This window comes from Microcoleus sp. N3A4, assembly GCF_036701805.1.
Classification (GTDB): Bacteria; Cyanobacteriota; Cyanobacteriia; order Cyanobacteriales; family Microcoleaceae; genus Microcoleus.
The window spans coordinates 148,681-159,428 of the sequence record NZ_JAUBRJ010000006.1; the positions used below are offsets into that span (position 1 = coordinate 148,681).

Below are 10,748 nucleotides of genomic sequence, written 5' to 3' on the forward strand. Positions count from 1 at the left end.
GTGTTGATCCGTGTCGTGCTGGTTGCTGCTTGTCCCCTCGCGGGGAAGAGGACGGAAGTCCTTACTACGAACCTGGAAGAGGACGGAAGTCCTCACTACGAACCTATTGCCATTAGACAATGTAAGGAGAATCGATCGCCTTTGCCCGATTAATTGCCACCAAAGCTTGGTAAATCAAAACAGAAATCTCACCGCGGGTAATATCCCGCTGCGGCGAAAGCCAATCGCGGGAAGGATAATTAACCACAATTTTCAAGCTAGTTGCTGCGGCGATCGCACTTAAAGCAAAATTAGGAATTTGAGAACGATCGGTGTAAACTTTCAAAGTATCGGCATTTCCCCCCTTCAATTCCAAACCGTTAACCAAAGACACGATCGCCTCACTCTTAGTCAAATTCTGATTCGGGCCGAACTTCAACCCCGGAAACCCCGTCAAAAACCCCGCCCGATTTGCCCGTTCGATCGCACTTCTCGCCCAAAAACTAGCAGAAACATCAATAAAATTTGTAGCCGGCACCCTGGGAATCGGACTAAACGCACTCACCAACAGCGCCGCATATTGAGCGCGATTTAAACTGCCATCAGGGCTAAAAGAACCGTCAGGAAAACCGCTAATTATATTCGCCGCAGCCAAAGCTTCAATAAACTTTCCGGCCCAATGTCCAGAAATATCGCTGAACCTAGAACCCCCGATATTCGGATTGCCACCGCCCTTTCTCACCGCAGCTTGCACAGCTTTTAAAGCATTCACTTTCCCGTAACCAAACCAATCGCTGCGGCCGTTGTTAGGATCGTAATTTCCCATCTGATTGCCCAACTGGGGATCGGGATCGGGATCGACAATTTTCTCAGCAGTTTGTTCGAGAATTCCCCGCACTTCCCGCGCCGTCAAACGGGGGTTAGCCGAAAGTATCAACCCTGCAACCCCAGCGACTACTGGAGTGGCGCTGGAAGTGCCGCCAAAGGTATTTGTGTAGTCCCCCGAATCGTAGCCGGCAAGCCCGACTCGATCGGCAGTAAACACCCCCAAACCGGGCAAATACTGCGTCACCTCCGGCGGCGTGCCGATAAATCCGGTTTCTGGCAACCAAGTGCCCGGCGGCGCGTTGTTGCTGGGGGCGCAAACCGAGATGCTGGTGCCCCAATTGCTGTAGGCTGCTTTTTTGTTGAGGGAAGTGGAAGCGCTGACGGCAATTACGTCTGGGTGAACGGCAAATCCTGCCAGCCATCTAGTTTGACCGCCCAGGACGTTGTTGGGCCAGCCTTTTTCGTTAACAGTACCGTTGACTGGGCGGTTGGCATTGCCCGCAGCGAACAGAATAACGCAGCCTCTGCCGCCCCGCCCTTGGGTTGCGGCTTTGGTGATGACTGCACTCTGCCGCAGGGAAAGGGGATAGTAAACTGCCGCAGGCCCCCAACTGCAAGAAATGACGGCGGCCCCTTTTTCGATCGCCCAATTAAATATTTTTTCGACAGAATCGTCATCGAGAAAACCACTGGTACGGATGGGCATCAGGGCGCAGCCGGGGGCGACGCCGACAATGCCTTTGCCGTTTTCTTCAGCAGCGGCGACGCCGGCACAACTTGTGCCGTGGTTGTCTGAGTCGGCGACTGGCATCGGGGAAGTGTCGCCGTCTTTGAAATCGATGGGTGAGACGATTTTGCCTTGGCCTTGAAAATCTGGGTGGGTGGTGTCAACTGAATCGTCGGCGATCGCAATTACGATCGATCGAACTCCGCGAGTCATGTCCCAAGCTGGTTCTGCATAAATTTGAGCACCGCCGACAAGTTGGTTGCCGCCTTTGTTATTGAGATACCACTGTTTGGGATAAAGCGGATCGCGGGGCGTGTAATGCTGCTGCGTCTCTACTAAAATGTTGGGTTCTGCTACGAGAACTTCTGGATATCTTGTCAGGCGGTTGGCAATTTTGACCGGGTTTTCTGTTGCTTGTTTGGTGACTTCGCAGACGAACGTGTTGGGAATTCCTTCTACCGGCCGGACTATTTTTAAAGCTGCTGCATTGGCGATCGTCTTTCGCGATTGTTCGTCTACTTGTTCGCTAAATTGAATAGTAATTTGGTCTGTCAGATAAAAGAATGTACTCGGATTGTTGGCGGGGCAATAGACGTGGCTGGCAAAAGCTACGGCATCGCTGGCGCGGGCTGCTTGCATTGCTGCTTCTAGGCGATCGGGCGCCACGAGATATTCTTCCAGATTGCTTTGACCGACGCGGCGGTTGAGTTTTGCCCCAGTTGTTGCAGCCCAATCGTTTGAGGCTGATGCTGTTGGTGAGGGGCGGACTGTAAAGCGATCGTCCGCTTTTGACAGCAGCAATTCATCGCCGCCGCGCTGTAAAATCACTGCCAGACTTTCTTCTGGAACTCCAATCCCTTGATAAATTTGTAAGGTAGTCGCGGAAAGTTCGATCGGTTGTGTCATCAGAAATGCCTTTGTTTAATTTTAATCGAGTCTTACTATATTCTCAAGAACAAGCAGGATGCCTGTTCCACAAAAACTGAATTTTCTTGTGGGGCGGGCACGCGAGCCCGCCCGTAAAAGGCTTATTAACAATGATTCAGCAAGTCCCTCAAACTCACATCTTGCACCATTGTCAATAAACCTTTTCTGAACAGGCTTTCCGGCCTGTGAAGCGAGAAAATTTATCTTTTGTGGAACAGGCATCTTGCCTGTTCTTGAGAATGGTGCAACATCTGAGTCAAATAAACACGCTAGGATTAACATTGAAAAATTCTCCCAGCGCCTTAGCTTGGGCTTTGCTAATCGCCCGTTTACCATTAACCACCTCAGAGACTACTCCTTTGGAACCAATCACGCCCACTAAATCGGCTTGTTTGAGTTCGCGAACTTCGATGAAATGCAATAGAACATCCCGGGGAGTCACTTCTGGATCTGGGTAATATTTTGATTCGTATTCTTCGATCGACAGCCCCCAGAGACTCAGTAAAGTTTCTTCTTCTACTGTTAATTCTTCCTTAGACATCAGAAAATCGACTTCTGCGAGGGCAAGATCGTAATCTTCTTCGTTCAGAATTGGCTTAGGCTGAGATTTAGCCAGCACTTGACCGTAAGCTGTTTTTTCAATTGCCATATTCATGGTTCGTTCGATTGTTGAATTAGATCGGGACTTACCCATCAAAACCAAAGAAACCGGGTTTTCCACGATTTTTCAAGCCTCAAAGGCAGTATTTAGGTAAAAAAACCCGGTTTCTGCGTCCAGGACTAGATTGCCGGGATCTGTCCCATCCCCCGCGATTTCCTTTTTCAATCCAAAATCTAAAATCCAAAATCTAAAATCCAAAATCGATCGCACCCTTTGACATTTCAACAAATTTGGTTTACACTTAGCCGGTTGCGATCGCCAATGGTAAGATCGGCTCAAGCTAAATATTTTTTTAAAGCGCACAGGCGCAAAGTAATTTCATGGTATACTCTGGAACTGTTTGTTGGCTTCGCTCCACTGCCCGGATTACGATCGGGGCGATCGTAGCTTTTACCCTGTTGCAACCGCTCCAAGTCCAAGCACAACAACCTTCGGGGCCAGAGAACCAACCGCAAGTCGAACCCGCCGACGACCCCACAGACCCCAACAATCTCCGCCCTCTGACGCAAGACAACAGCCTGCTGAGCATCCAGGGAGGCCAGCGTTTGATGACAGAAGCCAGCAGTGCTATTTCCGCTCAAAATTACGCACTCGCCACTCAAAAACTCCAAGAATCCCGCCAAATTTTCAATCAACTGTCCAATTTCTACCAACAACTGGGGAGCAGTTTTGCCGGAATTGATATCCGCTTGGCCGAAAGCCACCGCACCAAAGCTGTAGAAACAGCCCAAATGCGCGACGAAGCTACCTACAGGCTGGCGTTGGTACACCGGGCACAAAATAAGCCCGAACTGGCTGTGCCCCTGCTGATTCAGATTATTCGATCGCAGCAGCCAACTCGCGACTTGGGCAAGAAAGCTTACCAGCAGTTACTGGAGTTGGGGTTTGTGGATACTCCTTTTCCTCGCTCGGCGGGCCCGAGCGTTCAGCCGGGATCGAGTCCCAGCCCTCAGCCGCGATCGTCTAACAAATAGTTCCACTAAAATCTAAATTACAGCCGTTTATCAGAGAAACCTATGGTTACACCGTCTCAAGTAGCAGAAATGATTAAGGCAGGGTTGCCCGACGCTAAAATACAAGTTGACGATTTGACTGGCGGCGGCGACCACTACCAGGCGAGAGTAGTCTCTGCAGCCTTTGAAGGGAAAAGCCGAGTACAGCAGCACCAACTGGTCTACGGTGCTCTCAAACAGGCAATGGCTAGTGAAGCCATCCACGCTTTGGGCTTGGAAACCTTAACTCCTGCAGAATGGGAATCCAAAAGTCAAGTTACTTAATTCTTGAGTGGCAAGTGTATATCACACGTTTGTGCTGGTGTCAAGAGTTGCTTGAAATACAACTGCTCCACTAACGCACAAAAACAAAAAAAAACCCGGTTTTTTAACTGGAATCTATGGCTGTAACGAAAGATTTTCGTAAAAAACGCGGTTTCTGCGTCAGTCAACGTTTAAAAAGTTTCAAACAATATTAGGAGCTACCATGAGTACAGCAGCACATGAAAGAATTGACGAGTTGGTTAAGCAAAACAAAATCATGGTGTTTATGAAGGGCAATAAGTTAATGCCCCAGTGCGGTTTCTCTAATACTGTGGTGCAAATTCTCAATACTTTGGGAGTGCCTTACGAAACTGTTGATGTTTTGGCAGACCAGGAAATTCGTCAAGGCGTTAAAGAGTATTCCCAATGGCCGACAATTCCCCAAGTTTATATCAACGGGGAGTTTATTGGCGGCTCAGATATTATGATCGAGATGTATCAAAAGGGCAAATTGCAAGAAGTTGTAGAAGTCGCTTTGGCTTCTTAAATACAAGGAAGGGAAAGGAGAAAGAAAGTTGTGAGTTTTGAATTTTGAGTTTTAAATTTTGGGTTAAAGACTTTAAAAAATATTAGTTCGGAACTCAAAACTTTCCCAAACTTCTAACTTTAACAAGAGTAGGGCGGACACGGCCCGCCCTACTAAATATCCATTTTGAAACTACAGCTTGCAACTTTCTGACTGAACTCTTATACCAAAACCGGATTTTCTGACCCCTTTAATCATTCTGGTAATAGCTGTTGGTATCAGAAAAGGCAATTACCAATTACCCAACAATCAGCGGGTTTATTAAACCGAATTTGGTATTAATAATAGTCTGATTCAGTTTGTGTCTGTGGCATTGCAAAATTGGAGGGGTCGTGAATGTAACGCGCTGCTTCTTCCTCTAATCTGTGAATCAGATAGGGTTCCAGACCGTTGGAATGTCGCAGGGCGGCTAAATAGCCGTCTAAATAAAGCCGCAGGTCATCAAAGCGATAACCTCTATTCCACATTTCGACGAGGGCGTCGGTAAGTTTTTGGTAGTGCCGGATGGTTTGAGTGTCTTGTAGCATGATGTGAGTTTGAAATCCTTTGTGGTGTGTATAATGACGGCGGGATTTAGGAACGACCTCGATTGATGCTGATTGGCTCAACTTGAGGCTATTTCTAAATAAAAGTTTTTACCCTGCTCAACAGGCTACCCTCCATAAAAAATTTCACTCGCTGCAATGCAGTGGCTCGACTTTTTTGCGCGCACCTAGATAATCCGCCGTGCGTTTAATTGAGTCGGGATTTTGCTGAATTTTGCGGTCAAAGTGGGTGAGTGTTCCGGCTACCGAGCGAACGGTTGGAGGAATTTTAGTTTCAGTTGCGCGATTTGTCAACCTCCTAGGAGTGGTGGCTGGGTCGGGGGGTTCGGTTTTGGCAGGCGGTTGGGGCATGGGTCGATCGGCTTTACACTGTCTTATTTTCATTGTAAGCTCATCGCCAGAATGATTTAACCTTTCTGCGGACTGATGAGCCAAAATAGACAGCAAGTTTTTTAAAATTCATCCCCTCGGTTTGTTCTCAGCTTTAAACGGAGCTAATGCTTGAGTAGCGCTGGTTACAAAACCTTGACAAAAGCTCTGTTAACCTGGTAGCCATTAGTGATAAGGGAAGCTCGCCTCTGTGGGATCTGCAAGTATTTCAATTGTTGAAGGGAATCCGCACCTGCGATCGCTCTTGGGCTGGCATCTACAGCAAGTCGGTCACTGGGTGCACCAGTCAGCCGATATCAGTCACGCTAGGGAAATATTTTTCAGCCGCCAGCCAACCCTAGTCATTCTAGATGCCCAATTGCCGGATGGGGACGGTTTGGAATTTTGCCGCTGGCTGCAACAGCAGCAGCAGTCGCTGATTTTGATGCTGTCGGCGCGGAATTCGGAATCGGATATTGTTGAAGGTTTGAAGTCGGGGGCAGACGATTACCTGACTAAACCGTTTGGGATGCAAGAGTTTATGGCCAGGGTGGAAGCTCTGATGCGCCGCAACCGCACGATGATACCGTCGGCGACGCTGGAGTGCGGGCTGCTGAAAATTGATTTGGTGCAGCGCCGAGTGAGGTTGTACGAGGCACACATTGAGCTGACTCCCCAGGAATTTAGCCTGCTGTACGTGCTGGCTCAAGCTGGAGGAGTGCCGCTGTCGCGATCGGATTTGCTGCGGCGGGCGTGGCCCGATGCTATTGATAACCCCCGGACGATCGACACTCACGTACTCTCTCTGCGTAAAAAAATCGAAATCGACCCGCGACAGCCGAGCCTGATTCAAACTGTGCGAAATGTCGGCTACCGACTGAATCTGGAGTTGTTGAATAATGCCAATCAACCGCATTCCCCAGTGCCTAGGGCGGTGCTTTCTTAGACTGCGATCGAGCTATAAGTCGGATTTTATTTGGCGAATTGATTGGCGATCGCATCTGTTTTCGCCGCCATAATAAAATCATTGCGGTGCAGTCCAGAAATCGCGTGAGTCCACCAAGTAACGGTAACTTTTCCCCACTCGGTTAATAGTGCGGGGTGATGTCCTTCAGCTTCTGCTGCTTCGCCGACGCTGTTTGTAAAGGCGATCGCACTTTTGAAATCCGGGAATTTGTAGGTGCGTTCTATTTGGGGAATGCCATTTTTTTCGATGAAATTCCAGTCGGGAATGTGAGGTTTGAGTTGGACAATTTCGTAAGCTGTGACGCGGGGAGAGTTTGGGCGGCAGGCGGCACAGCGTTCTTTTGCTAAAGGTTCCATAAATGGCTTGTTAGCGAGAAGATGCTAAAAGACATTATAGACATTTCTAATGTGAATTCTTTTGGATGGAGCAACTGTCCTTTAGGAGTGACATCTTGCACCATTTTCAATAAGCTTTTTATGGGCGGGCTCTCCGGCCCAACCCCCTACTCCCCACAATAAATTCACTCTTCGCTTCACAGGCCGGAAAGCCTGTTAAGCGAGAATGGTGCAAGATGTGAGTTAAGAGTTACGCAGACATTGTGATGGAAATCGTTCATAAAACAGATGAGCAATCCTTGAAAATTTCGGGAAATTTTCGTTCACCGTGGAATCGCTTAACCGATAATATCAGGAAGGAGGCGGGTTGATTTGGCTATCTCGCTTATATTGTAAAAGTTTGTAAACCAGCTCCTCCAAGTGCGATCGCTCAACCGATAATTTTCTTAATCAAATCTAACTTGCCTTTATAGGGAGCGTACCGCCATTTCAAGTCAAGTAAAAATGACTTTTTCAGCACGCTTTTTTGATGAGAAAAGGTGTCAAAACTTGCTTTGGCGTGATAGCTACCGATGCCGCTGTCGCCAACTCCGCCAAAAGGTAAATCTGTTACTCCCACTTGCATAACCGTGTCGTTTATGCAAACTCCCCCCGAAGAAGTTTCCTGCAAAACTCGCTGTTGTTTCTCTTTATCCTTCGAGAACAAATACAAAGCTAGGGGTTTGGGACGGGCGTTGATTTGGGCGATCGCCTCCCCGAAATCCTCATACTCCAAAACTGGCAAAATCGGCCCGAAAATCTCATCCTGCATCACAGGCGAATCCCAGGAAACATTATCTAACACCGTCGGTGCAATATATCTATCTTCCGGCTTAACTTGCCCGCCGATCACAATTTCTCCGTCTTTAATAAACGCACTCAAACGTTCCAATTGCCGCTGGTTAATAATGCGCGAATAGTCGGGACTTTTTTGCGGATCGTCTCCGTAAAATTCGTGAATTGCTGTTTTAATTGCTGCCATCAAAGCAGGTTTAACTTTTCGATCTACTAACAGATAATCGGGAGCAATACAAGTTTGTCCTGCATTGAGAAATTTGCCCCAAGCAATGCGTTTTGCGGTGTATTCAACCTGAATGTCTGAGTCTACAATGCAAGGACTTTTGCCTCCTAATTCCAAGGTGACAGGTGTCAGGTATTTAGCCGCAGCTTCCATCACAATTCGACCGATTTTAGTGCCGCCTGTAAAGAAGATGTGGTCGAATTTTTCGGCTAGCAATTGTTGGCTGATTTCCACGCCTCCTTCGACGGCGGCTACGTAGGCGGGATCGAAGGTTTTGGATATCATGTCGGCGACAACTTCGGAGGTGTGTGAGGCGATTTCCGAAGGTTTGAGAAGTGCACAGTTGCCGGCGGCGATCGCCCCGACCAAGGGTGATATCATTAGCTGAAATGGGTAATTCCAAGGCCCGACGATCAAAATTACGCCCAAAGGTTCTGGGTAAATGCGGGCCGATGCGGGGAATTGGTCGATCGAAGTTGGCACTTTTTTCGGCTTGACCCACGATTTAACATTTTTGATGGCATAATTAACTTCTGCGATCGATGCGATTTCAAGATAAGCCTCGAATTCCGGGCGATTCAGGTCTGCCTTGACAGCATCGACTATTCGTGATTGATGGGATTCGATCGCACTTTTAAGTTTTTTCAGTTGTTCGATCCGAAAATCCACATCCTTAGTTTTCCCAGTCGCAAAAAATTGCCGCTGCTGCTGGATAATATCGCTGACGCTGATTACCATTTTTTGTCCTCCATGTCTATAAATAAATGTTACAACAGGAAAACGGAACTTGGGTAAAGTGCGATCGGTGTTAGAGCCGCGACTTATTGAAAAAGTCGGGGCTCTTGCCTTTACAAATTATTGAGAAATGCTATAAATTAGAAGCTAATAATTGTGGAACTGACAACGGAGTTCGCTTATGAAAATATCTAAGAACGATTTTTTTTTCTATTCCTGCTGGCTGCTTTGTTTGTTTGCAGTAGCAGGATGTACCTCTAGTTCCGAAAAACGAGTTGTTGTTTGCTCGAAAGACTTTACCGAACAAGTCATCCTAGCAGAAATTTTAGCACAGCACATCGAAGCAAAAACAGATATCAAAGTAGAACGGGAACTCAATCTCGGAGGCTCGCTTTGCCATCAATCCCTAACAGCAGGTAAAATCGACTTATACGTCGAATATACGGGTACAGGTTTTACAAACATTCTCAAACAAAAGCCCATTTCTGACCCCAAAAAAGTCCTCGATTACCTCAAACAAGAATATCCCAAACAGTTTAAAGCAGAATGGACGGAACCGCTGGGATTTAATAACAGTTTTGCGATCGTTGTGCGGGGAGACGATGCCAAAAAACTTAACTTGCAAACTCTCTCGCAACTAGGCAAAGCTGCACCAAAATTGCGCGCTGGTTTCGGCCCTGAATTCAAAGATAGAGAAGATGGATTTCCCGGATTAGCTAAAACTTACGGGATTAAATTTGCGGAAGAACCGAAGGAATTGTTATTAGGATTGCTTTATCAAGCGCTGCAACAAAAAGAAGTAGATGTGATTGCTGGCAATACGACGGACGGTTTGATTCAAAGTTTGGGTTTAGTAGTGCTGAAAGATGACAAGAAATATTTCCCGCCCTACGAAGCAGTTCCGGTTGTGCGATCGCAAATTTTGGAAAAATACCCAGAATTGCGTCAAGTGCTCGCAGAATTGGGCGGTAAAATCTCCGAGGAAGATATGCGACAACTGAATTATCAAGTTGATAAAAAACAGCAGGAAGCTGGACAAGTGGCGCGGGAGTTTTTGCAGCAAAAGTTGGGCGATGCAAAGCCAGTCGCTCCGGCGAAATAAAGGGTTTAAATTCTAGCGCAGTGCGAGCTTCTAGCTCGCGAGCGGGACGCTCGCACTGCACAATAATGATCAGCATTACCCGGACTTGATATAGCAATCCTCGCATCAGCTCGCGAGCGGGACGCTCGCACTGCACAATAATGATCAGCATTACCCGGACTTGATATATAGCGGTTCTCAGAAAGATGAGGTACGTTGTTGGGCTTCAGCCCTCTTAGTCTGGTGGTTATGTAAGCTGTCAGTCATACCTCATCTTTTTGAGAAAGGCTATAGCAATCCTCGCATCAGCTCGCGAGCGGGACGCTCGCACCGCACAATAATTATCAGCATTACCCGGACTTGATATAGCAATCCTCGCATCAGCTCGCGAGCGGGACGCTAGCACCGCACAATAATTATCAGCATTACCCGGATTTGATATATAGCAATCCTAAATGATTTGAAAAATAGTACGCGAGCAAGATGCTCGCACTACAAGGATTCCGATCTCGCTCGATTTTGCGACAGATTTAGGACTGCTATAGCAATCCTCGCATCAGCTCGCGAGCGGGACGCTAGCACTGCACAATAATGATCGGCATTACCCGGATTTGATATAGCAATCCTCGCATCAGCTCGCGAGCGGGACGCTAGCACTGCACAATAATGATCGGCATTACCCGGATTTGATA

The 10,748-nt window shown here is 47.5% G+C and carries 12 protein-coding genes; 5 read left to right on the plus strand and 7 right to left on the minus strand.

Going from position 1 to position 10,748, the window contains the following annotated elements:
- Positions 1–112 precede the first annotated feature (112 nt).
- Genes QUA56_RS05765 through QUA56_RS05775 form a run of 3 tightly spaced genes read right to left on the minus strand, consistent with a single transcriptional unit; the run spans position 113 to position 3,116 of the window.
- Positions 113–2,440 (minus strand): S8 family serine peptidase, encoded by a 2,328-nt coding sequence (locus tag QUA56_RS05765; protein ID WP_333354422.1) that lies wholly within the window; start codon positions 2,438–2,440, stop codon positions 113–115.
- Between the two features lie 21 nt (positions 2,441–2,461).
- Positions 2,462–2,683, minus strand: a complete 222-nt coding sequence (locus QUA56_RS05770) for a hypothetical protein (protein ID WP_333354425.1) — start codon at positions 2,681–2,683, stop codon at positions 2,462–2,464.
- Between the two features lie 34 nt (positions 2,684–2,717).
- Positions 2,718–3,116, minus strand: a complete 399-nt coding sequence (locus QUA56_RS05775; protein WP_333354427.1) for a transcriptional regulator — start codon at positions 3,114–3,116, stop codon at positions 2,718–2,720.
- A 326-nt stretch (positions 3,117–3,442) separates the two neighbouring features.
- Between QUA56_RS05775 and QUA56_RS05780 the strand changes: the two genes are divergently transcribed.
- From QUA56_RS05780 to grxD, 3 genes are all read left to right on the plus strand, one after another.
- Complete coding sequence (locus tag QUA56_RS05780; protein ID WP_333354429.1) at positions 3,443–4,096, plus strand: hypothetical protein; 654 nt, start codon at positions 3,443–3,445, stop codon at positions 4,094–4,096.
- Between the two features lie 42 nt (positions 4,097–4,138).
- Positions 4,139–4,399, plus strand: a complete 261-nt coding sequence (locus QUA56_RS05785) for a BolA family transcriptional regulator (protein WP_333354432.1) — start codon at positions 4,139–4,141, stop codon at positions 4,397–4,399.
- 202 nt (positions 4,400–4,601) lie between these two features.
- The gene (gene grxD, locus QUA56_RS05790; protein ID WP_333354434.1) at positions 4,602–4,925 is read left to right on the plus strand and encodes a Grx4 family monothiol glutaredoxin; all 324 of its coding nucleotides are present in this window, start codon (positions 4,602–4,604) and stop codon (positions 4,923–4,925) included.
- 317 nt (positions 4,926–5,242) lie between these two features.
- Here the strand turns inward: grxD and QUA56_RS05795 are convergent, their stop codons facing one another.
- Complete coding sequence (locus QUA56_RS05795; protein ID WP_172192600.1) at positions 5,243–5,491, minus strand: DUF6761 family protein; 249 nt, start codon at positions 5,489–5,491, stop codon at positions 5,243–5,245.
- A 144-nt stretch (positions 5,492–5,635) separates the two neighbouring features.
- The gene (locus QUA56_RS05800) at positions 5,636–5,893 is read right to left on the minus strand and encodes a hypothetical protein (protein ID WP_333354437.1); all 258 of its coding nucleotides are present in this window, start codon (positions 5,891–5,893) and stop codon (positions 5,636–5,638) included.
- 196 nt (positions 5,894–6,089) lie between these two features.
- Here QUA56_RS05800 and QUA56_RS05805 point away from each other — a divergent pair, with 196 nt between their 5' ends.
- Positions 6,090–6,824, plus strand: a complete 735-nt coding sequence (locus QUA56_RS05805) for a response regulator transcription factor (RefSeq protein WP_333354440.1) — start codon at positions 6,090–6,092, stop codon at positions 6,822–6,824.
- A gap of 26 nt (positions 6,825–6,850) precedes the next feature.
- Here QUA56_RS05805 and QUA56_RS05810 read toward each other — a convergent pair whose 3' ends face one another.
- Together QUA56_RS05810 and QUA56_RS05815 are read right to left on the minus strand one after the other, a co-directional pair.
- Complete coding sequence (locus tag QUA56_RS05810; RefSeq protein ID WP_333354443.1) at positions 6,851–7,201, minus strand: 4a-hydroxytetrahydrobiopterin dehydratase; 351 nt, start codon at positions 7,199–7,201, stop codon at positions 6,851–6,853.
- 409 nt (positions 7,202–7,610) lie between these two features.
- The gene (locus QUA56_RS05815; RefSeq protein ID WP_333354446.1) at positions 7,611–8,978 is read right to left on the minus strand and encodes an aldehyde dehydrogenase; all 1,368 of its coding nucleotides are present in this window, start codon (positions 8,976–8,978) and stop codon (positions 7,611–7,613) included.
- A 178-nt stretch (positions 8,979–9,156) separates the two neighbouring features.
- On the opposite strand from QUA56_RS05815, the gene QUA56_RS05820 reads away from it, so the two are divergent.
- Complete coding sequence (locus tag QUA56_RS05820; RefSeq protein WP_333354449.1) at positions 9,157–10,077, plus strand: glycine betaine ABC transporter substrate-binding protein; 921 nt, start codon at positions 9,157–9,159, stop codon at positions 10,075–10,077.
- Positions 10,078–10,748: the final 671 nt, after the last annotated feature.